A 25743-nucleotide genomic window follows, 5' to 3' on the forward strand; every position below is an offset into this window, starting at 1 on the left:
GCCTAGGACGACGCACGGGCGGACACGCCGCATCGGGTGATCAGGCGGAGACCGCGTCGGCGGCCAGCCTGGTGGTGCGGTCCGCCAGTTCGGAGATACCCGAGCCGTCGAAGCCGAACACCGCGCTGCGGACCCGGTCCTCCAGCGGATCCGTCCACCGGGGCGGGATCGCCGCCGCGCCGCACAGCACCCCGGCCACCGAGCCGGCCGTCGCCCCGTTGGAGTCGGTGTCCAGTCCACCGCGGACCGTGAGGGCGATGGTGCGAGTGAAGTCGCCGTCGCCGTACAGGAGTCCGGCGGTGATGACGGCGGCGTTCGGCACCGTGTGGATCCAGCCGAGGCCGCTCGTTTCCGCCTCCAGTTCGGTGAGCGTGCGGTCCCAGCTCAGGCCCGCCGCGTGCAGGGCGACGGTACGCCGGACCGTGCGGGCGAGCCGGCTGCTCGCCGGCACTCGGCTCAGTCCGGCCTCGACGGCGGCCCGCGGGCCCGGCGCGGTGAAGGCCGCGGCGATCATGGCCGCCGCCCACATCGCCCCGTAGACCCCGTTGCCGGTGTGGGAGAGCACGGCGTCGCGGCGTGCGAGGGCGGCCGCCCGCGCAGGGTCGCCGGGAGACGCCCAGCCGAAGATGTCGGCACGGATGAGGGCGCCGATCCACTCCTGGTACGGATTGTCCAGCGTGGCCGTCAGTGGCGGCTTCAGCCCGTTGGCGAGATTGCGGTACGCGGCCCGCTCCGCTGTGAACGTCTGCAGGTAGGGCAGGCGCAGCAGCCACAGTTCGCCGACCTGTTCCGTGGTGAATGCGAACCCGTGCGTCTCCAGCAGGTGCAGCCCGAGAATCGCGTAGTCCACGTCGTCGTCGCGGCAGCTGCCGTGGATCCGGCCGCGCACGCACTCCCGCCACTCCGGCCGGAAATCGAACTCGCCGGGCGGAGCCGGGGGCTCGAGCTCCGGCAGGTAGTCGGTGAGGGGGAGCGCGCCCGCGCGCCGCAGGTAGCGGTCGATGCGGTCGCGTGTCCAGTAGTCCCCGAGCTCCACCGGCTTCCCGAGCATGTTGCCGGCGATACGGCCGAGCCATCCTCCATGGATCTTGTCCGCGCAGATCTTGTCGGCAGGCATCCGGTCGGCCATCCGCGTACCTCGAGACGTCATGTCCCGGGTCTACCCGCTCCGGCACCTGACGCATAGGAGATTCCTCCTGTTTCGGTATTGCGGACGATGCGGGCGCTTCGCGGAAATGCCGGTGCGTTCTTTTCGGACAAAATCTGGTTTTACTCCGCATACGAGGCAGGGCGCCCGTGGGCAGCGGGTCCTTCCTGCGGATAAGGTCGGGGCGGCGCGACTGCACGTTCGATAGCAAGGGATTAGCAAGGTGACGGACGGAGCAGTAACTGAGACCGCGCGCGTGCTCATCGCCGCGGACAAATTCAAGGGCTCGCTCACGGCCGTACAGGTCGCCGAGCGGGTGACGGCCGGGCTGCGGAAGGCCGCCCCCGGCGTGCAGGTGGAGACCCTGCCCGTCGCGGACGGCGGCGACGGCACGGTCGCCGCCGCGGTTGCGGCCGGATTCGAACGCCGGGAGGTACGGGTCACCGGACCGCTCGGCGAGGAGCGCACCGCGGCCTTCGCCCTCCGGGACGGCACCGCAGTGGTGGAGATGGCGGAGGCCTCCGGCCTCCAGCACCTCCCCGACGGCGTCTTCGCCCCGCTCACGTCCACGACGTACGGCTCGGGCGAACTGCTCCGAGCGGCCCTCGACGCGGGCGCCCGCCAGATCGTCTTCGGTGTCGGCGGCAGTGCCACGACCGACGGCGGCGCGGGCATGCTGGCGGCGCTCGGCGCGCGCTTCCTGGACGCCGCCGGCGAGCCGGTCGGCCCGGGAGGCGGGCCCCTGGGGGAGTTGGCCACCGCGGACCTGTCCGGCATCGACCCGCGCTTCGCCGACGTCGAACTCGTACTGGCGAGCGATGTCGACAATCCGCTCACCGGCCCCAAGGGCGCACCAGCCGTCTACGGACCGCAGAAGGGCGCCTCTCCGGAGGACGTCGCCGTGCTCGACGAGGCACTGGCCCACTTCGCGCGCGTCCTGGAGAAGTCGATCGGTCCCAAGGCCGCCGAGTACGCCCTCTCGCCGGGCGCGGGCGCCGCGGGCGGCATCGGCTACGGCGCGCTGGTCGCGCTGGGTGCCGGCTTCCGTCCCGGCATCGAGGTGATGCTCGACGTGCTGGGCTTCGCCCCCGCGCTCGCCAGGGCCACGCTCGTCATCACGGGTGAGGGATCGCTCGACGAGCAGACCCTGCACGGCAAGGCCCCGGCGGGCGTCGCCGCGGCCGCCCGCGCCGAGGGCAAGGAGGTGGTCGCCGTCTGCGGCCGCCTCGCACTGCCACCGGAGGCGCTCGGCAGGGCGGGCATCCGCCGGGCCTACCCCCTGACGGATATCGAGCCGGACACGGCCCGCTGCATCGCCGAGGCGGGTCCGCTGCTGGAACGGGTGGCGGAGAACATCGCCCGCGACTTCCTGTCCTGACACGGCTGTCCGCAGGCCTTGTACTCCTGGATCTGGCCGCCCCCGCCCGGTGTCCGCCGGGCGGGAGCGGCCAGGGGCCGGTCGCTCACGGCTCCGCGAGCCGGAACGCGTCCAGTGCCAGCGTCATCTCCGTCAGGTCCCGCGGCCGGGACAGTGACCTGGAGGTGAGCTGCTCCAGCCGCCGCAGGCGGTTGAAGACCGTGTTGCGGTGGCAGTAGAGGCGGGTCGCCGCCCGGCCCGCCGAGCCCTCCGCCTCCAGCCACGCGTCCAGTGTCTCCAGCAGTACGACGCGATCCGCCGGATCGAGGTCGAGCAGCGGGCCGAAGACGTCGGCCACCAGCCGCGCGGACAGCTCGGGCTGGTTCACCACCAGCGCGGTGGGCAGCCGCTCGTCCAGGCGCACGACCTCGCGCGAGTCGGGACCGCAGGTACGCAGTGCCGTCGCCGCCAGCCGACGGGCCAGGCCCAGATCCGCGAGCCGGTCCACCACCGGGCTGATCCCGCCGGGACCGGAGCAGCGCCGGCCGAGCTCGGCGACCAGGGCCGAGAGGTCCGCGTCACCCATGGCGACCACCGCGAGCTCGCAGTCCGTACGCATCCGCCAGAAGAAGTGCATCCCTTCCGCCGCCCCGATCCGGTGGAACGGCTCCCGCGCGTCGCGGCGCTCCACCCGCAGGACCACGACCGCGTACCGGCCCTGCTCCGGCAGGTCCAGCCCCGCCGCCGCCCTGGCGGCCAGGGCGGGCGCCGACTGCCCCTCCAACAGGGCGTCGAGCAGCGCCTGCACCCGCTCGTCGCTGCGCCGCCGCATCTCCTGCTCGGTGGTGCGGTAGGCCTCCGCCACCGTGGAGGCCTGCTGGTCGACGCCCGCCCACATCTGCGCGGCCGTGTGCGCGAGCACCGGCAGCGCGTCGGGGTCCTTCTCGCTGACGATCTCCAGCAGCGCGTCCCAGGTGAGCCGGCCCGCATGCCGGTACGCGTAGAGCAGCAGATCCAGTGGCAGCCCCTGTTCGGCACGGCGCCTGCCAAGCTCCTCCGCGTACACCAGGTCCCGGCGCGGCGCCGAGCGCCGCGCGGCGAACGCCTCGATGCCGTAGTGCATCGCCTCGCTGATCTGCTGCCAGTGCTCGTCGCGCGGCACAGCCAGGTCGAACAGCGGGGAATAGGACTGCAGTTCCTCGACCAGCTGGTCGGTGAGCTGCGGGATGCGTTCGGTGAGCACCTCGGAGGCACTCACCAGGACCGACCACTCGCGGTCAGTGCGCGTTCTCCGGCCACTCATGGCTGGTGAGGATGCCACCCGCGGGCGGGGTGCGACAGGCCCCGCGCACCCAGCCTTGTGCCGATGCACAACCTGGTGCTGCCTCCGCTGGGCATCCGCAGCGATTCGGCCATTCGCCGTGGACGCCCGGACCGGCCGGTGCTGATGTGTGCGCCAGTACAGCAGGCGGAAGGAGAAGGCATGGCAGCCGTTTCGGCTTCGCTCAGGGTGCGCGCGCTGTCCGTCGGTTACGGGCCCGTACGGGCGCTGCGCGAGGTCTCGGTGGAGGTCCCGGCGGGAGCGGTGGTCGCCGTACTCGGCGGGAACGGCGCCGGCAAGTCCACACTGCTACGCGCCATTTCCCGGACCCTCACCTTTCACCGCGGCGCGGTCGCGGGAGGCACGGCCGTGTTCGACGGGCGCCCGCTCGACGGCCTGAGCCCCGCGCAGGTGGTGGCCGCCGGCATCGTCCAGGTCCCGGAGGGGCGGCAGGTGTTCGCCCGGATGTCGGTCGCCGACAATCTGCGGGCCGGCGCGCTGGGGGCGCGGGGCGGCCGCAGGGAGGCCGCGGCGGCACTCGCCCACGTCCACGAGCTCTTTCCCGTACTGGCCGACCGCGCCCGGCAGCGCGCCGGCCTCCTGTCCGGCGGGGAGCAGCAGATGCTGGCGCTCGGCCGGGCCCTGATGGCCCGGCCCAAGCTGCTGCTGCTCGACGAGCCGTCGCTGGGCCTGGCCCCCATGATGGCCGCCCGTATCGCCGCGACGATCACCGAGATCAACTCCCACGGCACGTCCGTCCTGCTGGTGGAGCAGAACGCCGCCCTCGCGCTGCGGCTGGCATCGTCGGCGTACGTACTCGACGTCGGCGAAGTCGCGCTGTCCGGACCCGCCGCGGAACTCGCCGCCTCGGACGAGGTGCGCCGCCGCTATCTGGGCGTGGTCGACGAAGCCGCCGCCGCCGATGTGCCGCGGGCGCGGGACGAGGCGCGGGTACTGCCGAGGTGGTCGGCATGAGGCCGCAGGGCGGCGCGGACGTGCCCTCCCTGCGCGTGGACGGCGTCACGGTCCGGTTCGCCGGGCTCACCGCCCTGGACGCCGTGTCGTTCACCGTCGAACCCGGCAGCGTGCACGCCGTCATCGGTCCCAACGGTGCCGGCAAGTCCACCTGCTTCAACGTCCTGTCCGGGGTGTACCGGGCGGCCTCCGGCAGCATCCGTTTCGGCGGCACCGAACTGACCGGCCTCGCCCCGCACGCCGTCGCCGCCCTAGGTATCGCCCGTACGTTCCAGAACCTCGCGCTCCCTCCGCATGCCACCGTCGCCGACAGCCTGATGCTCGGCCGCCACCGGCTGACCCGGTCGGGTTTCCTTGCCACGGGCCTCCGGCTGCCGTCGGCGGCCCGCGAAGCGCGCCGGCACGGGGAGCGGGTGCGGGAGATCGCGGCGTTCGTGGGCCTGGAGCGCGACCTCGCGCATCCCGCGGGGGCGTTGCCGTACGGCAAACAGAAGCTCGTCGAGCTGGGCCGGGCTCTGTGCATGGAGCCCAAGCTGCTGCTCCTCGACGAACCGGTCGCCGGGATGACGGCCGACGAACGGCGGCAGACCGCCGCCGTCATCGCCGGAGTGCGCGACAGCCTCGGTATCTCGATCGTGCTGGTCGAACACGACATGGGGGTGGTGATGCGGCTCGCGGACGCGGTGACCGTACTCGACTTCGGACGAAGGATCGGCGGCGGGACTCCCGCCCAGGTGCAGAGCGACCCGGCGGTCGTCCGCGCCTACCTCGGTGAGGAGGCCACGCCATGACGACCTTCGTCGAACTCCTTCTGGGCGGCCTGTCCATCGGGTCGGTGTACGCCCTGATCGCCCTCGGATTCGTCGTCATCTTCAAGGCGACCGAGGTGGTCAACTTCGCCCACGCGTCCCTCCTTCTCGCAGGCGGCTATGTGACGGCCGTCCTGCACGACGAGATCGGCTTCTGGGCCGCCCTCGCCGTCGGCATCGGCGCCGCCGCCCTCGTCGGCGCGGCCGTCGAGTTCCTGGTGATGCGCCGTTACCGGGGCTCCGACCACAGCGTCCTCGCCATCGTCACCATCGGCGTCGACATCCTCCTCACCACCGACCTCACCCGCCGGATCGGCACCGAGGTGCTCTCACTCGGCGACCCGTGGGGCGACCGCGTTCTGACCGTCGGATCCGTGACCATCGCCGAGACCAGGGTCGCGGCGTTCCTCGCCGCGGCGCTCCTGATCACCGCCTTCCTGCTCGTCTTCCGCTTCACCTCCTGGGGCGTGGCGATGCGGGCGGCCGCCGAGAAGCCCGAGACCGCGGCGCTGATGGGGGTACGGCTCGGCCGGGTCTCGCTCGCCGCCTGGGCGGTGGCCGGTGCTCTGGCCGCGGTGGCCGCGCTGTTCCTGACCGTCTTTCCGACCCCCGGGCTGGAACGCAGTACGTCCCTGGCCGCCCTCAAGGCGTTCCCCGCCGCGATCCTCGGCGGCCTGGACTCCACCACCGGCGCCCTGGCCGGCGGACTGATCGTCGGCGTCACCGAGTCCCTCGCGACCGGCTACCAGGGCGATCTGTCGTTCCTGGGCCGGGGCATAGGGGACCTCGCGCCGTATCTGGTGATGGTCGTGGTGCTGCTGGTCCGGCCCGCCGGGCTGTTCGGCACGAAGGAGCTGGCCCGTGTCTGAACCGAGCTCGTCCGCACTCCTGCGGCGCCCCACCCCGTACGTCTGGGCCGCCGGAACGCTCCTCCTGCTCGCCCTGCCCTTCTACCTCGACCGCTTCTGGCTGCAGGCGGGGCTGTTCGCCATGGCCGCGGCGATCGGCGCCATCGGCATCAACCTGCTCACCGGCGCCACCGGCCAGCTTTCCATGGGGCACGCCTTCTTCCTCGCCGTCGGCGCGTACGGCTACTGCGTCCTGGCCGGCGACAGCACCACGGAGAACGGTCACGACCTGGTCGGGCTGGGCCTGCCCAGCTGGCTCGCGGCCGTCCTCGCCGTGGTCCTCGCGGGCCTCGCCGGCGGGCTCTTCAGCCCCATCGCAGGACGTCTGAGCGGGGCGTATCTGGGCATCGCCACGCTCGCCCTGATCTTCATCGGTCAGCATGTCCTGTTCAATGCCCGCGACCTGACCGGCGGCTTCAACGGCCGTGCCGTCGAGCCCCTCTCGCTCTTCGGCATCACGTTCGACGACACCGAGACGGTGGTCGCCGCCGTGCCCTTCCAGTCCGCCGAGAAACTCTGGTACGTGGGCCTGATCGCGCTCCTCGTGGGCGCGCTGTTCGCGCGCGGCGTGCTGCGCGGCCGCCCCGGCCGGGCCATGAACGCCATCCGGGACCACCGCATCGCCGCGGGTGTGATGGGCGTTCCCGTCGCCCGCTACCGGGCGGCGGTGTTCGTCCTGTCCTCGATGTACGCGGGCCTCGCCGGGGTGCTCCTCGCCCTGGTGTTCCAGCGCACCGTGCCGGACTACTTCGGCATGATCCTTTCGCTCGAGTACCTCGCCATGATCGTGATCGGCGGGCTCGGCACGGTCGCGGGCGCGGTCGTCGGCGCGGCGTTCGTCTCGCTGCTGCCGCAGCTGCTGACCCGCTACAGCGACGCTCTCCCGCTTGTCTCCGCCCCCGGTACGGGCGGGGTCTCTCCGGGTGAGGCGTCCCGCTATCTGTACGGGGCCGCCGTCGTCATGGTGGTCCTGTTCCTGCCCGGTGGCCTCGTCCGTATCGCGGCCGCCCGGCGTTCAGGCACGTCCCCAGGGGAGGAAGCAGCATGAAGCCAAGGATCTGTGCGGCGGCGCTGGCGGCCGCACTCGCGCTCACCGCCGCAGGATGCAGCGGCAAGGCCGGCAAGGACGACGACGGCAAGGCGGGCGCCGGCGGCGTCAAGACCGGCAACGGGGTGACCGACAAGACCGTCTCGCTCGGCGTGCTCACCGACATGACGGGGGTCTACGCCTCCCTCGGCAAGAGCGTCACCCAGGCCCAGCAGCTGTGGGTGAAGCAGACCAACGCCGCGGGCGGCATCTGCGGGCGTCAGATCGAGCTGACCGTCCGCGATCACGGCTACGACCCGCAGAAGGCCCTCGCCGCGTACACCGAGCTGGAGCCGAAGGTGCTCGGCTTCGCCCAGTTCATCGGCTCGCCCTTCGTGGCGGCCGTCAAGCAGCGCATCGACGGGCAGGACAAGGGGCTGGTGCTGCCGCAGGCCTGGTCGGCGTCGTTGCTGGGCAGCCCGTACGTACGGGTCGTCGGCGCCACGTACGACATCGAGACCATCAACGCCGTCGACTACCTGCTCGGCGCGAAGCGCATCGCCAAGGGCGACAAGATCGGCCATGTCTACTTCGAGGGCGACTACGGCGAGAACGCGCTGGCCGGCTCGAAGTTCGCGGCCAAGGAGGCGGGTCTCACCGTCGTCGAGCAGAAGATCAAGCCCACCGACAACGACATGAGCGCACAGGTCGCGGCCCTCAAGCAGGCGGGCGTCAAGGCGGTCCTGATCAGCGCAGGCCCCCGCCAGGCGGCCTCGCTCGTGGGCGTCGCTGCGGCGGGCGGCTTCAATGTCCCGATCGTCGGCAACAACTCGGCCTTCGCCCCCCAGCTGCTGGCCACCCCGGCGGGTCCTGCGCTGATGAAGGACTACTACGTCGCCGCCTCCACGCTTCCCATCGGCTCGGCGCAGATGGGTCCGGCCAAGCTGGCCAAGGAGTACAAGGCGGCCTACCCGAAGGACGGCCTCGACAACGGCGTGGTTGCCGGCTACACGGCGGCCGCCGTCTACGGGGAGGTGCTGAAGAAGGCCTGCGAGAGCAAGGAGCTCACGCGTGAGGGCATCGAGAAGGCGCTGCTGACGATCAACGCATACGACAGTGGCTTCGGCATCACGCACGACTTCTCCGACCCGAAGGCCCCGTCCACCCGCAAGTCCCTGATCATGAAGCCGGACAACAAGGTGCCGGGCGGTCTGAAGGTGGTCCGCGACGGCTCGGTCTCGGCCGCGGCAGAACGGTTCACGCCGGGGTCCTGACCGCTGTACCCCGGCGAGGCGGGCGTGCCCCGGCCGCCGGATTCCGGGCACGCAAAAGGTGAGGCCCCCGAGTGCAGCGCACTCGGGGGCCTCACCTTTTGCCACAGACCTACGGCAGCTCCGCCGCCCGCGCCTCGCGGCGGTTGTGGCGGAAGGTGTTCACCCGCCGTGTCGTCGCGAAGAGCGGGATCACCGCACCCATGACCACCTGCAGCGCGCAGCCGGTCTGGAGCAGGAACTCGCCGCCCGGCGCGTCGAACGCCCACGCCGCCAGCAACCCCATCGCACCGACTATCCAGCTGAGCATCGCCACCGCGAGGATGCCCCGCGGCTTCGGGTACTCCACCCGGCTCACCATCAGCCAGGCCACTCCGATGATCGCGAGCAGCGTCGGCACGAAGGGAAGCTCGAGCAGCACGATGGAGACGACCGTCAGCGCGCCGAAGGGGCTCGGCATGCCCTGGAACATGCCGTCCTTCATGGTGACGCACGAGAATCTCGCAAGCCGCAGCACCACCGCCAGCAGCACCACGATCGCCGCCAGCGCCGACACCCGCTGGTGCGCGTCGTCGGCGACCATGCCGTACACGAGTACGAAGTACGCCGGAGCGAGGCCGAAGCTGATCAGGTCGGAGAGGTTGTCCAGCTCCGCGCCCATCGGCGAGCTGCGCAGCTTGCGCGCAACCAGTCCGTCGCACAGGTCGAAGATCGCCGCGAGCAGCATCAGGATCACGGCGGTCGCGGCGCTGTGCCGCGCCATGCCGGTCTCCTCACTGCCCGTGAGGTGCGGGATGAGGATTCCGGTGGTGGTGAAGTACACCGCCATGAATCCGCACGTGGCATTACCGAGGGTGAGGGTGTCCGCTATCGACAGCCGCAGTGAGAGCGGCATGTCCTCGGCCTCGTCCTCGTCCTCGACCGCCTCCGGCACCCAGCCGGCCTGAGTCTCCGGATCAATCACGGTCAATTCGAGTCACCCCCGCGGTGGTGGTCTGGCCGACCTCGACCGCGACATCGACACCTTCCGGAAGGTAGATGTCGACGCGCGAGCCGAAGCGGATCAGACCGATGCGCTCGCCCTGCTCCACCTTGGTGCCCTGCGGCAGGTACGGGACGATGCGGCGGGCGACGGCACCCGCGATCTGGACCATCTCGATGTCGCCGAGCTCGGTGTCGAAGTGCCAGACAACGCGCTCGTTGTTCTCGCTCTCCTTGTTGAACGCAGGGACGAACCCGCCGGGGATGTGCTCGACGGACGTCACGGTGCCCGCGAGGGGCGCACGGTTGACGTGGACGTTGAGCGGGCTCATGAAGATCGCGACGCGGGTACGTCCGTCCTTCCACGGCATGATGCTCTGCACCACACCGTCGGCCGGCGAGATCACCCGGCCCTGGGTGATCTCGCGCTCGGGGTCGCGGAAGAACCACAGCATGCCCGCCGCCAGAGCGGTGGTGGGCACGGCGACGGCAGCCCATCGCCCGGACTTGCGAGCCCGGGCGAGGCTGAGCGCCGCGGTGGCGACGGTCGGCAGGAGCCACGGCGATGCTCCGCGCGCGAGGCGGACGCGGCCGCGTGGTGCAGAGGTTTGGCTGTGGGGCATGGATGACCTTCGTAGCGGATGATGCCGCGCAGGCAACGGGGGACGGCGGCTTTCCGGCGATGCTATCGGTTGAGTGCAACAACTGGGCAAGCCAGAGGCCGAGTCGGCGGCCTGAAGCCGGTGACAGGGTGTGACTTCTTCGCGGTCAAATCGCCATAAAGAGGTCTTTCAGCCCTGGAGCCGGTACTCCTCGAGCAGCCGCCGCCCAATGATCATTTTCTGGATCTCGGCGGTACCTTCGCCGATCAGCAGCATCGGGGCCTCCCGGTAGAGGCGCTCGATCTCGTACTCCTTCGAGAACCCGTAACCGCCATGGATGCGGAACGCGTCCTCGACCACCTCCTTGCAGTACTCGGAGGCGAGGTACTTCGCCATCCCTGCTTCGAGGTCGTTTCGTTCTCCGGAGTCCTTTTTGCGCGCTGCGTTCACCATCATCGCATGGGCCGCTTCGACCTTGGTAGCCATCTCGGCCAGCTTGAACTGGATGGCCTGGTGCTGAGCGATCGGCTTTCCGAAGGTCTGACGCTGCTGGGCGTACGAAACACCCAGCTCAAAAGCACGCTGAGCGACGCCGCAGCCACGCGCGGCCACATTTACCCGGCCGACTTCGACACCGTCCATCATTTGGTAAAACCCGCGGCCCGTGGTGCCGCCGAGTACACGATTGGCCGGAATGCGTAGTCCGTCCATGATGAGTTCCGTGGTGTCGACACCCTTGTAACCCATCTTGTCGATCTTCCCCGGGATGGTCAGGCCCGGACGGACCTCACCGAAGCCCGGCTCCTTCTCGACGAGGAAGGTCGTCATCGACTTGTGCGGGGCCGTGCCCTCGGGGTGTCCTTCGTCACTCCGGCACAGGACCGCGACCAGATTCGACGTGCCGCCGTTCGTCAGCCACATCTTCTGGCCGTTCAGGACGTACTCGTCACCGTCCTTCACGCCCTTGGACGTGATGGCGGACACATCGGAGCCCAGGGCCGGCTCGGACATCGAGAACGCGCCGCGTACCTCGCCCAGCGCCATCCGCGGCAGGAAGGTGTCCTTCTGCTCCTGGGTGCCGTGCTGCTTGAGCATGTACGCCACGATGAAGTGGGTGTTGATGATGCCCGAGACGGACATCCAGCCCCGCGCTATCTCCTCGACGCACAGCGCGTACGTGAGCAGCGACTCGCCCAGGCCGCCGTACTCCTCCGGGATCATCAGCCCGAACAGGCCGAGTTCCTTGAGGCCTTCGACGATCTGCGTCGGGTACTCGTCGCGGTGCTCCAGCTCGGTCGCGACCGGGATGATTTCCTTGTCGACGAAGTCCCGGACCGTGGCCAGGATCTCCTGCTGGATGTCGGTCAGACCGGGAGTCTGGGCGAGTCGGCTCATGGCTACTTCTCCGTGTTCTGCCGTGGGGCCTGGAGCTCCGGGCGGCCGGGCTGCTCGCCGCCGCGCTCCTTGATGTACGTCTCGGTCGGGACCATCACCTTGCGCCGGAAGACGCAGACGAGGGTGCCGTCCTGCTTGTAGCCCTTGGTCTCGACGTAGACGATCCCGCGGTCGTTCTTCGACTTCGACGGGGTCTTGTCCAGGACGGTCGTCTCGCCGTAGATCGTGTCGCCGTGGAAGGTCGGCGCCACGTGCCGCAGCGACTCGACCTCCAGGTTGGCGATGGCCTTTCCGGAGACGTCCGGGACCGACATGCCCAGCAGCAGCGAGTAGATGTAGTTGCCGACGACGACGTTCTGGCCGAAGTCGGTGGTCTTCTCGGCGTAGTTGCTGTCCATGTGCAGCGGGTGGTGGTTCATGGTGAGCAGACAGAAGAGGTGGTCGTCGTACTCGGTGACCGTCTTCCCGGGCCAGTGCTTGTAGACCGCACCGACCTCGAACTCCTCGTAAGTACGTCCGAACTGCATGATCAGGCCTCCGGGGCTTCGAACTTCGAGGTGCGCTGCATGCCCGCGGCGCGGCCCTTGCCGGCGATCACGAGCGCCATCTTGCGGCTGGCCTCGTCGATCATCTCGTCGCCGAGCATCGCCGAGCCCTTCTTGCCGCCCGCCTCCGAGGTGCACCACTCGTACGCGTCGAGGATCAGCTCGGCGTGGTCGTAGTCCTCCTGGGAGGGCGAGAAGACCTCGTTGGCCGCGTCGACCTGGCCGGGGTGCAGCACCCACTTGCCGTCGAAGCCGAGGGCGGCGGCGCGGCCGGCCACCTCGCGGTACGCGTCCACGTCGCGGATCTGGAGGAACGGGCCGTCGATGGCCTGGAGGTCGTGCGTGCGGGCCGCCATCAGGATGCGCATCAGGATGTAGTGGTACGCGTCCGCCGGGTAGCCGGGCGGCTGCATGCCCACGACGAGGGACTTCATGTTGATGGAGGCCATGAAGTCGGCCGGGCCGAAGATGATGGTCTCCAGGCGCGGCGACGCGGCGGCGATCTCGTCGACGTTCACCAGGCCCTTGGCGTTCTCGATCTGCGCCTCGATGCCGATCTTCCCGACCTCGAAGCCCATGGTCTTCTCGATCTGGGTGAGCAGGAGGTCGAGAGCGACGACCTGCTGGGCGTCCTGGACCTTCGGCAGCATGATGCAGTCGAGGTTCTGTCCGGCGCCCTCCACGACCGTGACGACGTCACGGTACGTCCAGTGGGTGGTCCAGTCGTTGACGCGCACGACCCGCGTCTTGCCCGTCCAGTCGCCGTTGTTCAGCGCGTCGACGATGGTGTGCCGGGCGCCCTCCTTGGCGAGCGGCGCGCACGCGTCCTCCAGGTCCAGGAAGACCTGGTCGGCCGGCAGTCCCTGGGCCTTCTCCAGGAAGCGCGGGTTGGAACCAGGTACGGCCAGGCAGGAGCGGCGCGGACGCAGACGGTTCACGGGCGTGGTCATGCGGGGACCTCCAGAGGGTCGAGCTTGTTCGCTTTCCGGATCTCGTCGACGATACGGCCGATGATCTCCGTTATGCCGAAGTCCTTCGGGGTGAATACTGCGGCCACTCCGGCAGCACGCAGATCCTCGGCGTCGGCGTTCGGGATGATCCCGCCCACGATCACCGGGATGTCGGCGGCGCCCGCCTCGCGCAGCCGGCCGAGCACGTCCGGCACCAGCTCGGCGTGCGAGCCGGACAGGATCGACAGCCCGACGCAGTGCACGTCCTCCGCGAGGGCCGCGTTGACGATCTGCTCGGGCGTCAGCCGGATGCCCTGGTAGACCACCTCGAAGCCGGCGTCGCGGGCCCGTACGGCGATCTGCTCGGCACCGTTGGAGTGCCCGTCAAGGCCGGGCTTGCCGACCAGCAGCCGGAGCCGGCCGGAGCCCAGCTCGTCCGCCGTCCGGGACACCTTCTCCCGTACGGCCGCGAGCGGGGTGCCCGCCTCGGCCGTGACCGCGACGGGGGCGCTGCTGACGCCCGTCGGGGCGCGGAACTCGCCGAAGACGTCCCGCAGCGCCCAGGACCACTCGCCGGTCGTGACGCCCGCGCGGGCGCATTCCACGGTGGCGGCCATCAGGTTGGTGGTGCCCGCGGCGGCCTTCTTCAGCTCGGCCAGCGCCTCGGTGGCGCGGGCCTCGTCGCGGTTGTCCCGCCACTCGTGCAGTTTGGCGACCACCCGTGCCTCGTTCGCCGGGTCGACCGTCATGATCGCGGTGTCGAGGTCCGCGGTGAGCGGATTCGGCTCGGTCGTCTCGAAGATGTTGACGCCGATGATCTTCTCGTCGCCGGCCTCGATCCGCGCCCGCCGTTCGGCGTGCGAGGAGACCAGCTGCGACTTGAGGTAGCCGGACTCGACGGCGGCCATCGCGCCGCCCATCTCCTGGATGCGGTCGATCTCCGCGAGGCACTCGGCGACCAGGGACTCCACCTTGGCCTCGATGACGTGCGAGCCCGCGAAGATGTCCTCGTACTCCAGCAGGTCCGACTCGTGCGCGAGGACCTGCTGAATACGCAGCGACCACTGCTGGTCCCACGGCCGGGGGAGGCCCAGCGCCTCGTTCCAGGCCGGGAGCTGGACCGCGCGGGCGCGCGCGTCCTTGGAGAGGGTGACGGCCAGCATCTCCAGGACGATGCGCTGGACGTTGTTCTCCGGCTGCGCCTCGGTCAGGCCCAGGGAGTTGACCTGGACGCCGTAGCGGAAGCGGCGCTGCTTCTCGTTCTCGATCCCGTAGCGCTCACGGGTGACCTTGTCCCAGATGCGGCCGAAGGCGCGCATCTTGCACATCTCCTCGATGAACCGGACGCCCGCGTTCACGAAGAAGGAGATACGGGCCACGACATCGCCGAACTTCTCCGCCGGCACCTGGCCGCTGTCCCGGACCGCGTCCAGGACGGCGATGGCGGTGGACATCGCGTACGCGATCTCCTGGACCGGCGTGGCGCCCGCCTCCTGCAGGTGGTAGCTGCAGATGTTGATGGGGTTCCACTTGGGGATGTGCGCCACCGTGTACGTGATCATGTCGGTGGTCAGCCGCAGGGAGGGACCCGGCGGGAAGACGTGAGTTCCCCGCGACAGGTACTCCTTGACGATGTCGTTCTGCGTCGTCCCCTGGAGCTTGGTGGCGTCGGCGCCCTGCTCCTCCGCCACCACCTGGTAGAGCGCCAGCAGCCACATGGCCGTGGCATTGATCGTCATGGACGTGTTCATCTGCTCCAGCGGGATGTCCTGGAACAGTCGCCGCATGTCGCCCAGATGGGAGACCGGGACCCCGACCCGGCCCACCTCGCCACGGGCCAGGATGTGGTCGGGGTCGTAGCCGGTCTGCGTCGGCAGGTCGAACGCGACCGACAGACCCGTCTGCCCCTTGGCGAGGTTGCGCCGGTAGAGCTCGTTGGACGCCTCGGCGGTCGAGTGACCGGCGTACGTCCGCATGAGCCAGGGCCGATCCTTCTGACGCTCAGTCATCTGGTGAACCTCAGACGTTCCGGAAGCGGTTGATGGCGTCGATGTGCTTCTCGCGGAGCTCCCCGTCACGGACACCCAGCCCCTCGCGCGGGGCGAGGGCCAGCACGCCGACCTTGCCCTGGTGGAGGTTGCGGTGCACGTCGTACGCGGCCTGACCGGTGTCCTCGAGCGAGTAGACCTTCGACAGGGTGGGGTGGATCTTGCCCTTCGCCACCAGCCGGTTGGCCTCCCAGGCCTCGCGGTAGTTGGCGAAGTGCGAGCCGACGATGCGCTTGAGCGACATCCACAGGTAGCGGTTGTCGTACTCGTGGTTGAAGCCGGAGGTGGAGGCGCAGGTGACGATGGTGCCGCCCTTGCGGGTGACGTACACCGAGGCGCCGAAGGTCTCGCGGCCCGGGTGCTCGAAGACGATGTCCACGTCCTCGCCGCCGGTCAGCTCGCGGATGCGCTTGCCGAAGCGCTTCCACTCGCGGGGGTCCTGGTTGTGCTCGTCCTTCCAGAACTTGTAACCCTCGGCGCTGCGGTCGATGATCGCTTCCGCGCCCATCTTCCGGCAGATGTCCGCCTTCTGCTCGCTGGAGACCACACAGATGGGGTTGGCGCCGCCCGCCAGCGCGAACTGGGTGGCGTACGAACCGAGTCCGCCGCTCGCACCCCAGATCAGCACGTTGTCGCCCTGCTTCATGCCGGCGCCGTTGCGGGAGACGAGCTGGCGGTAGGCGGTCGAGTTGACCAGGCCGGGGGCCGCAGCCTCCTCCCAGCTGAGGTGCTGTGGCTTGGGCATCAACTGGTTGGACTTGACGAGCGCTATCTCGGCGAGGCCGCCGAAGTTCGTCTCGAAGCCCCAGATGCGCTGCTCGGGGTCGAGCATCGTGTCGTTGTGGCCGTCCGAGGACTCCAGTTCGACGGAGAGGCAGTGCGCGACGACCTCGTCGCCCGGCTGCCAGGCGTTCACGCCGGGCCCGGTGCGCAGCACGACGCCCGCCAGGTCGGAGCCGATGACGTGGTACGGCAGGTCGTGGCGCTTGGCGAGCGGCGACAGCTTTCCGTACCGCTCCAGGAAGCCGAAAGTGGACATCGGCTCGAAGATCGAGGTCCAGACGGAGTTGTAGTTCACCGAGCTGGCCATGACGGCCACCAGGGCCTCGCCCGGGCCGAGCTCGGGGACGGGCACGTCCTCGACATGGAGGGACTTGCGCGGGTCCTTGTCGCGGCTGTCGACGCCGGCGAACATGTCGGCCTCGTCCTTGTGCACGGTGACCGCGCGGTACGACTCGGGGATGGACAGGGCCGCGAAGTCTGCGGCGGTGCTGTCGGTCGCCTGAATGGCGTCCAGGATTTCCTTCACGGTTTGCCTCCGGCGAAGCGCGTTGCGGGGAACGCTTGAGGGGACGTCGGGGGTGCCATCGGTTCGGCGGGTGGTGCGAATGAGCGCGGTAGCGCGAAGGGTGCCTGGTGACGCAGGCGGTTCCGGGCACGCAGGCCGTGCGGCTTGCGGGGACAGCCGGCGTACGAGAGGTCTCTGCACGCCGGCCGCCCGGACTCCTTCAACGTATGGCACCGCGTGTCAGGTGACAAGGCACTGCGTGCCAATATTTTCGCGCAGATGTCACCCGTCCGCCACACATGAGCAACAACGGCCGCCCCGAGGGGGCGGCCGTTGCGGTGGGTGTCCGGTTGTGTGCGGTCAGCTCTTCCTGAGCGCCCGCTCGATCGTGCGCATGACGTCCTCCAGGGGGGCGTCGGTACGGGCCACGGCGACCAGGACCTCGCCCTCTGTACGCACCGCCGCCGGAGCCGACGGGGCGGTCGCGCCGGCTGTCCGTCCGGCGCCGATCCCCGTGCCGAAGGTGTCCCGGACGATCGCGAAGGCATGGTCCAGCTGTGCCTCGACATCGCCCTGGCCGCCCGCCCGGAGCCAGCGGCGCAGGACATGGTTGTGGGCGGTGACAACGGCGGACGCGGCCACCTCGGCGAGCAGCGGGTCGTCGTTGTCGTCGTGGTGGTCGTGCTCGTCGAAGTGGCCCAGCAGATAGCGCGTGAACAGCCGCTCGTAGCGGGCCACCGAGGCGATCTCCCGTTCCCGCAGGGTCGGTACTTCGCGGGTGAGCCGGTAGCGCTCCACGGAGACGGCGGGCGACGCCGCGTACATGCGCATGACTTCCTTGATGCCCCGGCACACCGTGTCGAGCGGGTGCTCGTGCGGCGGAGCCGCGTCGAGGACCGCCTCCGCCCTGATCAGGGTGTCGTCGTGGTCCGGGAAGATCGCCTCTTCCTTGGACCGGAAGTGCCGGAAGAACGTCCGGCGGGCCACCCCGGCCGCGGCCGCGATCTCGTCGACCGTCGTCGCCTCGTACCCCTTGGTCGCGAAGAGCTCCATCGCGGCTGTCGCCAGCTCGCGGCGCATTCTGAGGCGCTGCGCGGCAGCGCGGCTGCCTGCTGCGGTTTCCGGAGCGTCGGACGCGGAGGCGGTACGGGAGGACTTGGCGGACTGGGACATGAGCTGAACGTACTGCATTCGTGCAGGAGAACGCGTCTGTGGGGCCGGATGCGGGGGTGAGCTGCCTCGGTGCCCCTCCCACGCCGAAGGCTGTGGGGGAGGCTCGAGCAGCCCTCCCCACTCCGGCCGCGGTTCAGCGTCGGGCATACTCGCGGAAGCCGCGGCCCGTCTTGCGGCCCAGGCAGCCCGCCGCGACCAGGTGCTCCAGGAGCGGTGCGGGCGCCAGGCCCGGGTCGCGGAACTCGCGGTGCAGCACCTTCTCGATCGCGAGGGAGACGTCCAGGCCCACGACGTCGAGCAGTTCGAACGGCCCCATCGGGTACCCGCCGCCGAGCTTCATCGCGGCGTCGATGTCGTCGAGCGTCGCGTAGTGCTCCTGCACCATCTTGATGGCGTTGTTGAGGTACGGGAACAGCAGCGCGTTCACGATGAAGCCCGCCCGGTCGCCGCAGTCCACCGGGTGCTTCCGGATCTTCGCACAGACCTCGCGGACGGTGGCGTGGACATCATCCGTGGTCAGGACCGTGCGCACGATCTCGACCAGCTTCATGGCCGGCGCCGGGTTGAAGAAGTGCATACCGATGACGTCCTGCGGGCGCGAGGTGGCGCGCGCGATGGCGACGACGGGCAGCGAGGAGGTGGTGGTGGCCAGCACGGCGCCGGGCTTGCAGACCTTGTCGAGCGTCGCGAAGAGCTGCTGCTTCACGTCCAGGTCCTCGGCCACCGCTTCGACGGCCAGATCGACGTCCGAGAAGGCGTCGAGCGAACCGGCCGCGGTGATACGGGCGAGCGTCTCGTCCCTGGCCTCCGCGGTCAGCCGGCCCTTGTCGACCGAGCGGGCCAGCGACTTGGCGATCCGGGCCTTGGCCGTCTCCGCCTTCTCCGGGCTGCGAGCCGCGAGCACCACGCCGTAACCGGCCTTGGCGAAGACCTCCGCGATACCGCTGGCCATGGTGCCCGAGCCGGCCACGCCGACCGAGGCGACGGTGCGGCCCGGCGCGAGCTCCGCGCTTTCCAGCGGGGTGAGGGCGTCCCGCACGACGCTCGCGCTGCCCGGGGCCTCGTAGGTGTAGAACCCGCGCCCGGACTTGCGGCCGGTCAGGCCCGCCTCGCTGAGCTGGCCCAGGATGGGGGCGGGCGCGTGCAGCCTGTCGCGGGAGTCGGTGTACATCGCCTCGAGGACGGTACGGGCGGTGTCGATGCCGATCAGGTCCAGCAGCGCGAGAGGGCCCATCGGCAGGCCGCAGCCGAGCTTCATCGCGGCGTCGATGTCCTCACGGGAGGCGTACTTGGCCTCGTACATCGCGGCGGCCTGGTTGAGGTAGCCGAACAGCAGCCCGTCGGCGACGAAGCCCGGGCGGTCGCCCACCGCGACGGGCTCCTTGCCCAGGTCGCGGGCGAGCTGGGTGACCGCCTCGACGGCCGCCGGTGCGGTCAGCACGGACGAGACGACCTCGACCAGCTTCATGGCCGGGGCCGGGTTGAAGAAATGCAGGCCCAGCACGCGTTCGGGGTGCGCCGAGTCGGCGGCCAGCCTGGTCACCGAAAGAGCGTTGGTGCCGGTGGCGAGGATCGCGGTCGGCTTGATGACCGCGTCGAGCCCGGCCAGGACCTGGTGCTTGATCTCGTACGACTCCGGGACGACCTCGATCACCAGGTCGGCTTCGGCGGCTGCCTGCAGGTCGGAGAACGTGCGGAACCGGGACAGCAGGTCCCGGCGCTCCTGCTCGGTGATCCGCTCGCGCTCGACGGCGCGGGCGGTCGAGGCCTCCAGGGCGGCGACGGCCTGACGGCCGGCCGCCTCGCTGATGTCGATGCCGATGACCTCGCGGCCGGCGCGGGCCAGGACTTCGGCGATGCCGGTGCCCATGGTGCCGAGGCCGACGACGGCGATCGTGTTCAGGGGTGCTGCGGGACTGGGCGGGGAGGACTGACGGTCCATCGCGGGACTCCAGTGATGAGTGACGACTGTGAGAGAGGCGCACGCGCAGCGGGTACGCGAAGAGGCGCGAACAGGCTCGCGGCGTGCGGGTGTTGTGCGTCGTTGCGAGTGCCGACGGACTCTGTCCCGGAGTCGCGTCGCAAAAGTGGTACCGAACCGACTGGCACTCGAGGCGGCTGCGTCACCAGGCCGCCCTGAGTTGAGCTGGCGGTCGTACGGCCGAGGTGGGGCCGCGTTGACTCGCTCGTATGAGCTTAACTCGCGGGTAACGAGCGCGCCACCCCCTGGGAGTCGTGATCTGCGCCGCACCCCGGCCCGCGGTCCGTAGGCTGGCGTCATGGGTGGGGAGCTGCGGGCGCTGATGGCCCGGATCAGGCAGGAAGTGGGCGCACCGGCCGAACTGGCCGTATACGAGACGCTGGTAGCAACGGGCGATCACGAGGCGCTCGCCGGAGTGCTCACCGCGAGCGGAGAGCCGCTCTGGGCGCGAGAGATCGCCGCCTTCCGGCTCGGCTGTGCCGGGGACCGGCGGGCCTTCGAGACGCTGGTGCTGCTCCTCAACCACCGGGAGCCCGCGCGCTGCGCGTCCGCCGCGTACGCACTGGCGCTGCTCGGCGACCCCCGCACCGCCCGGGCGGCCGCCGCCCTTGCCACCAACTCGCTGCGCACGGCGTACGCGCTGTATCCGGTGCGGCTGCTCACCGAGCTGCGGGCGCCGGAGTCCGTACCGGCGCTGACCGCCACGCTGCGCAGGCTGCTCGCCCCGCAGGAGCCGTACTGGCGCGTGGCCCTCGCCTGCGTGGAAGGTCTCGGCGCCCTCGGCGACCGGCGGGCGGAGCCGGTTCTCACCGAGGCGCGCGGTCACCCACGGCTGGGGGAGGCGGCGGCGCAGGCGCTCAGCCGTCTCGCGTAGCGCACCTCGGGGACGGCGACGCCGTCGACCACGAAGGACTCCTCTGCCCCGTCGGGCGCGAAGCCGGCCTTCTCGTAGAAGCGGCGGGCGCGCGTGTTCTCCTCGAGGACCCACAGCAGCAGGGAGGGGTGGCCGTGCGCGGCGGCGCGCGCCAACGTCTCCTCCATCAGGGCGCGGCCGGCTCCGGTCGAGAAATGGCCGGGATGTACATAGAGGGCGTACAGCTCGCCGTCCCGCGTATCGGCAGCCCCGTCTCGGTACGGGCCATAGCACGCCCAGCCAACCACCTCGCCGTCCCGCTCGGCGACCAGGTTGACCACACCAGGTGCGGCCCCGGCGAGGTGCGTACGGCGTCTGGCCGTGTCCTCCTCGACGCTCATCGCGTCGAGGTACGGCTGCGGGACGAGTCCGGTGTACGCGCTCTGCCATCCGCGCACCCGGGCCTCGGCCACTGCCGTGCAGTCGTCGGGGCGCATGGGGCGGACGCGTATGTCGTTCATACCGCCGCACTCTATCCGCGGCTGCGGGAGCGGCCATGGTGTTAGAAAGCGCCTGGTCACAGGGGGTTGATGATCGTGACCGGAGTACATTGAAAGGGCTCGTCACCGGGCACACCATGTACGTAGGACGGTTCAATGTATGAGCGGATGACCGCGCCCTCCGTGACCGGCGGTGCGTGTGGCGCCGTGCGTCACGCTCACCGGCATGTCGCAAGTCACCGAGGAACTGAGGCCGTCATGAATTCTGCGGAGCCGTTGCCGCCGGCCGGGTACGCCGAGGTCCGTATCGTCGCCGCGTCCCCCGAGACCGCCCGTGTGGTCGCGGAGGTGATCCGGCGCTGTTTCGCCTCCACCGAACAACGCAGCTACCCCGCAGGTCCTGAAGGCGGAACCCGGCTCCACCTCACCGTGGACACCGCACGGGCCACCGAGCCCGCACGGACGTGGCTGTCGGCCAGCCGCTCATCGGCCGCCGACCGCCCGGATACGGACGAGGTCTGAAGCACCGGGCCCCGCCGACGATGCGAGGGGCCAGGCGGCTGTCCGGCATCGGCTGTGCCGGGTCATGGGTCGCCGGGTTCGTGGGCCGACGCCAAGAATGAGAGGGCGGCAGTCATGGCAACACTGGGTGAGCGGAAGATCTATCGCCAGAAGGTCATGCAGGCGCTGTACGCAACCACCGAAGGCAACCGCCTTCTGGGCGTGACGGGGGAGAAGCTCCGGGACGACCTCGGGGTCCCCGAACAGGACCTGGCGGCCGCCTGCACGTATCTGGTGGGGGAGGGTCTGATCGAGGTCGACTGGGCGACAGGCAACACTCCCTCGATGGTCACACTGACGCATCAGGGAATCCGGCTCATGGAGGCCGCGGAGGAGGAGCGCGGCTGATGCGCGCCGGAGAGACCTCGGGCGTAACATTGAGTCCGGGTTGGCGCACTCTCACGTGCGACCGCCCGGAAGGGCGACCCCGGTGTGTATACGCCGGGGTCGTTGTCGTCCGGTTCTCGGACCTGGACCCGGCGGACCGGCCCGGTGGGCGCCGTCGGGTGCGTGGACGGGTGAGGCCGGTTCTCCGGCACGGCCACATCCTCGCGCACGCACCCGACGGCCGGGGGCCGGGATCCGCACCGGTCAGGACCTGAAACCGAGCAGCCCGTGCAGCGTGGCACCTCCCGAACGGCGGGCGGCCGCCTTCGTCGCCGGCAGCGGCTTCGGCTCGGGCAGTGCGTCGCAGACCGCGTCCGCCTCGCCGACGCGGCCGCGCGGCACCGCGCCGGTGGTCAGATAGTCCGTCAGGTACCGGTCCAGGCAGGCGTTTCCGCTCAGCGAGATGCCGTGGTTCCCGCCGCCCTGCTCGACCACCAGGCTGGAGCCGCGCAGCTTGCGGTGCATACTCACACCGCCTTCGTACGGAGTCGCCGCGTCGTCGGTTGCCTGGAACAGCAGCACCGGCGGCAGCAAGGCGTTCGAGACGTTCGGCGGAGTGAGCGACTTGGTGCTCCAGGACGCGCACGGGGCGTTGTACCAGGCGTTGTTCCAGGTCATGAAGGGCGCCTTCGCGTGCGCCTGCCACATGTCCTGCCGCCAGGTGTGCCAGTCGCGCGGCCAGGCGGCGTCCCGGCACTGCACCGCGGCGTAGACGCTGTAGCCGTTCTCGTCGGCCGAGTCGACGGCTGCGAACTTCTCGTACGCCTTGACCAGCGGAGCCGCGTCCTTCTCGGCCTTCTTGCCCGCCACGTCCTTTCCGTTCGCGTAAGAGGCGAAGGCCTCGGCCAGATAGGGCCAGTAGCCGTCGAAGTAGCCGCCGGGCATGAAGGTGTCCTCCAGCTCCGCCGGGCCGACCTTTCCGCCGGCCGGATTCTGCTGGACGGCCGTGCGCATGCGGTACCACTTCGCCTCGACCGCCAACGGGTCGGAGCCGAGCTTGTAGGTACTGTCGTGCCGGGCCACCCAGGCCATGAACGCCTTGTGCCGGGCGTCGAACGCGTAGTCCTGGGCCAGGTTGGCGTCGTACCAGACACCGTCCGGGCCGACGATCGAGTCGAGCACCATCCGCCGCACCCGCTGCGGATGAAGCTTGGCGTATACGGCGCCGAGGTAGGTGCCGTAGGAGTAGCCGAAGTAGTTGATCTGCGGTGCGCCGAGCGCCTGCCGGACGAGGTCCAGGTCCCTGGCCGTGCTCACCGTGTCGATGTGGTTCAGCAGGCTGCCGTGCTTGGCCGCGCAGGCCCGCGCGAAGGACCGGACCCGGTCCAGATTGGCGCGCTCCTCGGTGAGGCTGCGCGGAACGGAGTTGGGCCGGACCGGCGCCGAGTGACCGGGCCCGCAGTCGAGCGCCGGCTTGCTCTTGCCCACGCCGCGCGGGTCGAAGCCGACCACGTCGTACTGCGCCGCGAGGTCCTTGGGCAGGGCGGACGCGACGAAGCCCGCCAGCGTGAGTCCGCTGCCACCCGGTCCGCCCGGGTTCACCAGCAGCGGACCCTGCGACTTCACGGCGGTGTGCGGGACGCGCGACAGCGCCAGGGTGATCTTCTCGCCGTGCGGGCGGGCGTGGTCCAGTGGGACCGCGACCGAGGAGCACTGGAGCGTCGGGTAGTTCTTGGTGGAACAGGCGGTCCACGTCAGGGTGGTGCGCGGCGCTGCCGGGCCGGTGCTCGCGGCGGACGGAACGGCCGTGACCGTCCCCGCCATCACCGCGGTGACGCCGAACAGAACTGCTGCGCGCTTCTTCATAGGGCCTCCAGGCCGACAGGGGCTGAGGTGTGGGCCCACAGCCCAGGCCGCATCGTCCAGGAATCCGTGCCCAGAAGAAGGCGTTCTGCAGAGAATTGATCCGATTTGGTGACGTCGGAGGAGTTGGTGACGTCAGAGGAGGGTGAGCTGTGTGGGCTCGGCGTGTTCCGGCTCCGCTGTGGCCGGTATCCGCCGGGCGCCGCCTCGCCGGGTCGGGCCGATGCCGAACTCGGTGGCCAGTTCGTGCACTTGGCGGGTGATCCGGCGCTGGTACCACTTCGGTGCGTAGGCTCCCGCGGCGTACAGCCGTTCGTACCGGCGTACGAGGTACGGGTGGTGTTCGGCCAGCCAGGCCATGAACCATTCGCGCGCGCCGGGCCGCAGATGGAGTACGAGCGGTGTCACCGAAGTGGCGCCGGAGGCGGCGATCGCGCGCACCGTGGCGCGCAACTGGCCGGGTGAGTCGCCGAGGAAGGGGATCACCGGGGCCATCAGCACCCCGCATCCGATACCGGCCTCGTCGAGCGCGCGGACGACGTCGAGGCGGCGCTCGGGCGAGGGCGTGCCCGGTTCGACCGTGCGCCACAATTCGCTGTCGACGAAGCCGACGGAGACGGAGATGCCGACGTCGGTGACCTGGGCGGCCTGCTGGAGCAGATCGAGGTCGCGCAGGAGCAGCGTGCCCTTGGTGAGGATGGAGAACGGGTTCGCGTGATCGCGCAGGGCCGCGATGATGCCGGGCATCAGGCGGTAGCGGCCCTCGGCGCGCTGGTAGCAGTCGACATTGGTGCCCATCGCGATGTGCTCGCCCGTCCAGCTCCGCGAAACGAGTTTGCGGCGCAGCAGCTCCGGGGCGTTGATCTTGACGACGATCTGCGAATCGAAGCCGAGGCCGGTGTCGAGGTCCAGATAACTGTGGGTCTTGCGGGCGAAGCAGTACACGCAGGCGTGTGTGCAGCCCCGGTAGGGATTGACCGTCCATTCGAACGGCATCTGTGAGGCGCCCGGCACCCGGTTCACGATCGACCGGGCCCGGACCTCGTGGAAGGTGATGCCGCGGAACTCGGGGGTGTCGAACGTCCGGGTGACGACCGCGTCCGCCCCGAAGAGCGCGGCGGGCGAGCCCGGCATCGGTGCATGCGGGTTTTCGGCCAGATTGTCCCAGCGCATGGCGTCTCCTCGGTAGCACTGGTCTTAGAATAGAACACATGTTCCCTTGATCGTGTGCGGACCTGGATTTGGGCGGCCGTGCTCCAGGTGGTTGGCTTGCCGCGACCCCCTACTACGAGTCCTGGAGGAACAGGCATGGCGCAGGTCGAGGCCACCACGGAGCGGATCATCGCGGCGGACGCGGAGAAGGTGTTCGACGCACTGGCCGACTACACCGGGACCCGCGCCAAGCTGCTCCCCGAGCACTTCAGCGAGTACGAGGTGCGCGAGGGCGGTGACGGCGAGGGGACGCTCGTCCACTGGAAGCTCCAGGCCACCAGCAAGCGGATCCGCGACTGCCTGCTCGAGGTCAACGAGCCGACGGATGGGCAGCTCGTCGAGAAGGACAGGAACTCCTCCATGGTGACCACCTGGACGGTCACCCCGGCGGGTCAGGGCAAGTCGAAGGCCGTCGTCACCACTGTGTGGGACGGAGCCGGCGGCATCGGCGGCTTCTTCGAGCGGACCTTCGCGCCCAAGGGGCTCGGCCGTATCTACGACGCGGTGCTCGCCAAGCTCGCCGACGAGCTGGAGCGCTGACCTTCCGGTCACCCTCTTGGCAGCGCCTTCTCCTCACCGGTTCGGGTGATGCTTTCCGCGGCGCCATGACGCGACAGGCGCGTTCCGCGCCGCGGAGAACCCGCTGATG

Annotated in this window: 24 protein-coding genes; 10 read left to right on the forward strand and 14 right to left on the reverse strand. The window is 70.1% G+C overall.

All coding sequences use genetic code 11. From position 1 onward, the window contains the following. Window positions 1-40: 40 nt before the first annotated feature. Window positions 41-1150, reverse strand: a complete 1110-nt coding sequence (locus AB0M62_RS10325) for an ADP-ribosylglycohydrolase family protein (RefSeq protein WP_366073701.1) — start codon at window positions 1148-1150, stop codon at window positions 41-43. Between the two features lie 220 nt (window positions 1151-1370). On the opposite strand from AB0M62_RS10325, the gene AB0M62_RS10330 reads away from it, so the two are divergent. Continuing rightward, window positions 1371-2525, forward strand: a complete 1155-nt coding sequence (locus AB0M62_RS10330; protein WP_366073702.1) for a glycerate kinase — start codon at window positions 1371-1373, stop codon at window positions 2523-2525. An 85-nt stretch (window positions 2526-2610) separates the two neighbouring features. Here AB0M62_RS10330 and AB0M62_RS10335 read toward each other — a convergent pair whose 3' ends face one another. Further along, a complete protein-coding gene (locus AB0M62_RS10335; protein WP_366073703.1) occupies window positions 2611-3807 on the reverse strand; it encodes a helix-turn-helix domain-containing protein in 1197 nt (398 codons plus the stop codon). Between the two features lie 180 nt (window positions 3808-3987). Here AB0M62_RS10335 and AB0M62_RS10340 point away from each other — a divergent pair, with 180 nt between their 5' ends. Genes AB0M62_RS10340 through AB0M62_RS10360 form a run of 5 tightly spaced genes read left to right on the forward strand, consistent with a single transcriptional unit; the run spans window position 3988 to window position 8818 of the window. After that, complete coding sequence (locus tag AB0M62_RS10340; RefSeq protein ID WP_366073704.1) at window positions 3988-4800, forward strand: ABC transporter ATP-binding protein; 813 nt, start codon at window positions 3988-3990, stop codon at window positions 4798-4800. Continuing rightward, window positions 4797-5591, forward strand: coding sequence for an ABC transporter ATP-binding protein (locus AB0M62_RS10345; RefSeq protein ID WP_366073705.1), 795 nt, complete (start codon window positions 4797-4799; stop codon window positions 5589-5591). Before AB0M62_RS10340 ends, AB0M62_RS10345 begins: the two co-directional genes overlap by 4 nt. After that, window positions 5588-6478: a branched-chain amino acid ABC transporter permease gene (locus AB0M62_RS10350; protein ID WP_366073706.1), complete on the forward strand. Its 891-nt coding sequence runs from the start codon at window positions 5588-5590 to the stop codon at window positions 6476-6478. Before AB0M62_RS10345 ends, AB0M62_RS10350 begins: the two co-directional genes overlap by 4 nt. Beyond that, window positions 6471-7565: a branched-chain amino acid ABC transporter permease gene (locus AB0M62_RS10355; RefSeq protein WP_366073707.1), complete on the forward strand. Its 1095-nt coding sequence runs from the start codon at window positions 6471-6473 to the stop codon at window positions 7563-7565. Before AB0M62_RS10350 ends, AB0M62_RS10355 begins: the two co-directional genes overlap by 8 nt. Continuing rightward, window positions 7562-8818 carry an ABC transporter substrate-binding protein gene (locus AB0M62_RS10360; RefSeq protein WP_366073708.1) on the forward strand — a complete coding sequence of 419 codons (1257 nt, stop codon included), beginning with the start codon at window positions 7562-7564 and terminating at the stop codon, window positions 8816-8818. Before AB0M62_RS10355 ends, AB0M62_RS10360 begins: the two co-directional genes overlap by 4 nt. A gap of 109 nt (window positions 8819-8927) precedes the next feature. On the opposite strand, the gene pssA is transcribed toward AB0M62_RS10360, so the two are convergent. The 9 genes from pssA to AB0M62_RS10405 form a co-directional block, all read right to left on the reverse strand. Next, complete coding sequence (gene pssA, locus AB0M62_RS10365; RefSeq protein WP_366073709.1) at window positions 8928-9785, reverse strand: CDP-diacylglycerol--serine O-phosphatidyltransferase; 858 nt, start codon at window positions 9783-9785, stop codon at window positions 8928-8930. Next, window positions 9772-10419 (reverse strand): phosphatidylserine decarboxylase, encoded by a 648-nt coding sequence (locus AB0M62_RS10370; RefSeq protein ID WP_254371956.1) that lies wholly within the window; start codon window positions 10417-10419, stop codon window positions 9772-9774. Before AB0M62_RS10370 ends, pssA begins: the two co-directional genes overlap by 14 nt. A 168-nt stretch (window positions 10420-10587) precedes the next feature. Beyond that, window positions 10588-11793 carry an acyl-CoA dehydrogenase family protein gene (locus AB0M62_RS10375; RefSeq protein ID WP_366073710.1) on the reverse strand — a complete coding sequence of 402 codons (1206 nt, stop codon included), beginning with the start codon at window positions 11791-11793 and terminating at the stop codon, window positions 10588-10590. Between the two features lie 2 nt (window positions 11794-11795). Continuing rightward, window positions 11796-12320 carry a MaoC family dehydratase gene (locus AB0M62_RS10380; RefSeq protein ID WP_366073711.1) on the reverse strand — a complete coding sequence of 175 codons (525 nt, stop codon included), beginning with the start codon at window positions 12318-12320 and terminating at the stop codon, window positions 11796-11798. Window positions 12321-12322: 2 nt separating this feature from the next. Beyond that, window positions 12323-13288 (reverse strand): CoA ester lyase, encoded by a 966-nt coding sequence (locus AB0M62_RS10385; RefSeq protein ID WP_366073712.1) that lies wholly within the window; start codon window positions 13286-13288, stop codon window positions 12323-12325. Beyond that, window positions 13285-15297: a protein meaA gene (locus AB0M62_RS10390; RefSeq protein WP_366073713.1), complete on the reverse strand. Its 2013-nt coding sequence runs from the start codon at window positions 15295-15297 to the stop codon at window positions 13285-13287. Before AB0M62_RS10390 ends, AB0M62_RS10385 begins: the two co-directional genes overlap by 4 nt. 10 nt (window positions 15298-15307) lie before the next feature. After that, entirely contained in the window at window positions 15308-16645 is a 1338-nt protein-coding gene (gene ccrA / locus AB0M62_RS10395) for a crotonyl-CoA carboxylase/reductase (protein ID WP_366073714.1), read from the reverse strand. Window positions 16646-16984: 339 nt separating this feature from the next. Beyond that, on the reverse strand, window positions 16985-17815 hold the full coding sequence (locus AB0M62_RS10400) for a TetR family transcriptional regulator (RefSeq protein WP_366073715.1): 831 nt from the start codon (window positions 17813-17815) through the stop codon (window positions 16985-16987). Between the two features lie 115 nt (window positions 17816-17930). Beyond that, entirely contained in the window at window positions 17931-19739 is a 1809-nt protein-coding gene (locus AB0M62_RS10405; RefSeq protein ID WP_366073716.1) for a 3-hydroxybutyryl-CoA dehydrogenase, read from the reverse strand. Window positions 19740-20076: 337 nt separating this feature from the next. Between AB0M62_RS10405 and AB0M62_RS10410 the strand changes: the two genes are divergently transcribed. Then, window positions 20077-20652, forward strand: a complete 576-nt coding sequence (locus tag AB0M62_RS10410) for an adenylosuccinate lyase (RefSeq protein WP_366073717.1) — start codon at window positions 20077-20079, stop codon at window positions 20650-20652. Here the strand turns inward: AB0M62_RS10410 and AB0M62_RS10415 are convergent. Further along, window positions 20601-21152 carry a GNAT family N-acetyltransferase gene (locus AB0M62_RS10415; RefSeq protein WP_366073718.1) on the reverse strand — a complete coding sequence of 184 codons (552 nt, stop codon included), beginning with the start codon at window positions 21150-21152 and terminating at the stop codon, window positions 20601-20603. The two genes, AB0M62_RS10410 and AB0M62_RS10415, sit on opposite strands and share 52 nt — an antisense overlap. A gap of 237 nt (window positions 21153-21389) precedes the next feature. Here AB0M62_RS10415 and AB0M62_RS10420 point away from each other — a divergent pair, with 237 nt between their 5' ends. Then, the gene (locus AB0M62_RS10420; RefSeq protein ID WP_366073719.1) at window positions 21390-21653 is read left to right on the forward strand and encodes a hypothetical protein; all 264 of its coding nucleotides are present in this window, start codon (window positions 21390-21392) and stop codon (window positions 21651-21653) included. A gap of 114 nt (window positions 21654-21767) precedes the next feature. Next, entirely contained in the window at window positions 21768-22040 is a 273-nt protein-coding gene (locus AB0M62_RS10425) for a hypothetical protein (RefSeq protein ID WP_366073720.1), read from the forward strand. 243 nt (window positions 22041-22283) lie between these two features. On the opposite strand, the gene AB0M62_RS10430 is transcribed toward AB0M62_RS10425, so the two are convergent. After that, window positions 22284-23885 carry an alpha/beta hydrolase gene (locus tag AB0M62_RS10430; protein ID WP_366073721.1) on the reverse strand — a complete coding sequence of 534 codons (1602 nt, stop codon included), beginning with the start codon at window positions 23883-23885 and terminating at the stop codon, window positions 22284-22286. Window positions 23886-24017: 132 nt separating this feature from the next. Continuing rightward, complete coding sequence (locus AB0M62_RS10435; RefSeq protein ID WP_366073722.1) at window positions 24018-25055, reverse strand: Rv2578c family radical SAM protein; 1038 nt, start codon at window positions 25053-25055, stop codon at window positions 24018-24020. Window positions 25056-25190: 135 nt separating this feature from the next. Between AB0M62_RS10435 and AB0M62_RS10440 the strand changes: the two genes are divergently transcribed. Beyond that, complete coding sequence (locus tag AB0M62_RS10440; protein ID WP_366073723.1) at window positions 25191-25634, forward strand: SRPBCC family protein; 444 nt, start codon at window positions 25191-25193, stop codon at window positions 25632-25634. Window positions 25635-25743: the final 109 nt, after the last annotated feature.

The sequence above is a fragment of the Streptomyces sp. NPDC051219 genome, from assembly GCF_040682335.1.
Lineage (GTDB): Bacteria > Actinomycetota > Actinomycetes > Streptomycetales > Streptomycetaceae > Streptomyces.

What these genes read in the sequence shown, in the direction of transcription:
- AB0M62_RS10405 (WP_366073716.1), bottom strand. Translation starts at nt 19,739, where the DNA reads ATGGACCGTCAGTCCTCCCCGCCCAGTCCCGCAGCACCCCTGAACACG.
- AB0M62_RS10410 (WP_366073717.1), top strand. Translation starts at nt 20,077, where the DNA reads ATGGGTGGGGAGCTGCGGGCGCTGATGGCCCGGATCAGGCAGGAAGTG.
- AB0M62_RS10325 (WP_366073701.1), bottom strand. Translation starts at nt 1,150, where the DNA reads ATGACGTCTCGAGGTACGCGGATGGCCGACCGGATGCCTGCCGACAAG.
- AB0M62_RS10385 (WP_366073712.1), bottom strand. Translation starts at nt 13,288, where the DNA reads ATGACCACGCCCGTGAACCGTCTGCGTCCGCGCCGCTCCTGCCTGGCC.
- AB0M62_RS10350 (WP_366073706.1), top strand. Translation starts at nt 5,588, where the DNA reads ATGACGACCTTCGTCGAACTCCTTCTGGGCGGCCTGTCCATCGGGTCG.
- AB0M62_RS10370 (WP_254371956.1), bottom strand. Translation starts at nt 10,419, where the DNA reads ATGCCCCACAGCCAAACCTCTGCACCACGCGGCCGCGTCCGCCTCGCG.
- AB0M62_RS10430 (WP_366073721.1), bottom strand. Translation starts at nt 23,885, where the DNA reads ATGAAGAAGCGCGCAGCAGTTCTGTTCGGCGTCACCGCGGTGATGGCG.
- AB0M62_RS10390 (WP_366073713.1), bottom strand. Translation starts at nt 15,297, where the DNA reads ATGACTGAGCGTCAGAAGGATCGGCCCTGGCTCATGCGGACGTACGCC.
- AB0M62_RS10425 (WP_366073720.1), top strand. Translation starts at nt 21,768, where the DNA reads ATGGCAACACTGGGTGAGCGGAAGATCTATCGCCAGAAGGTCATGCAG.
- AB0M62_RS10345 (WP_366073705.1), top strand. Translation starts at nt 4,797, where the DNA reads ATGAGGCCGCAGGGCGGCGCGGACGTGCCCTCCCTGCGCGTGGACGGC.
- AB0M62_RS10415 (WP_366073718.1), bottom strand. Translation starts at nt 21,152, where the DNA reads ATGAACGACATACGCGTCCGCCCCATGCGCCCCGACGACTGCACGGCA.
- AB0M62_RS10420 (WP_366073719.1), top strand. Translation starts at nt 21,390, where the DNA reads ATGAATTCTGCGGAGCCGTTGCCGCCGGCCGGGTACGCCGAGGTCCGT.
- AB0M62_RS10375 (WP_366073710.1), bottom strand. Translation starts at nt 11,793, where the DNA reads ATGAGCCGACTCGCCCAGACTCCCGGTCTGACCGACATCCAGCAGGAG.
- AB0M62_RS10400 (WP_366073715.1), bottom strand. Translation starts at nt 17,815, where the DNA reads ATGCAGTACGTTCAGCTCATGTCCCAGTCCGCCAAGTCCTCCCGTACC.
- AB0M62_RS10435 (WP_366073722.1), bottom strand. Translation starts at nt 25,055, where the DNA reads ATGCGCTGGGACAATCTGGCCGAAAACCCGCATGCACCGATGCCGGGC.
- AB0M62_RS10380 (WP_366073711.1), bottom strand. Translation starts at nt 12,320, where the DNA reads ATGCAGTTCGGACGTACTTACGAGGAGTTCGAGGTCGGTGCGGTCTAC.
- AB0M62_RS10440 (WP_366073723.1), top strand. Translation starts at nt 25,191, where the DNA reads ATGGCGCAGGTCGAGGCCACCACGGAGCGGATCATCGCGGCGGACGCG.
- AB0M62_RS10335 (WP_366073703.1), bottom strand. Translation starts at nt 3,807, where the DNA reads ATGAGTGGCCGGAGAACGCGCACTGACCGCGAGTGGTCGGTCCTGGTG.
- AB0M62_RS10340 (WP_366073704.1), top strand. Translation starts at nt 3,988, where the DNA reads ATGGCAGCCGTTTCGGCTTCGCTCAGGGTGCGCGCGCTGTCCGTCGGT.
- AB0M62_RS10360 (WP_366073708.1), top strand. Translation starts at nt 7,562, where the DNA reads ATGAAGCCAAGGATCTGTGCGGCGGCGCTGGCGGCCGCACTCGCGCTC.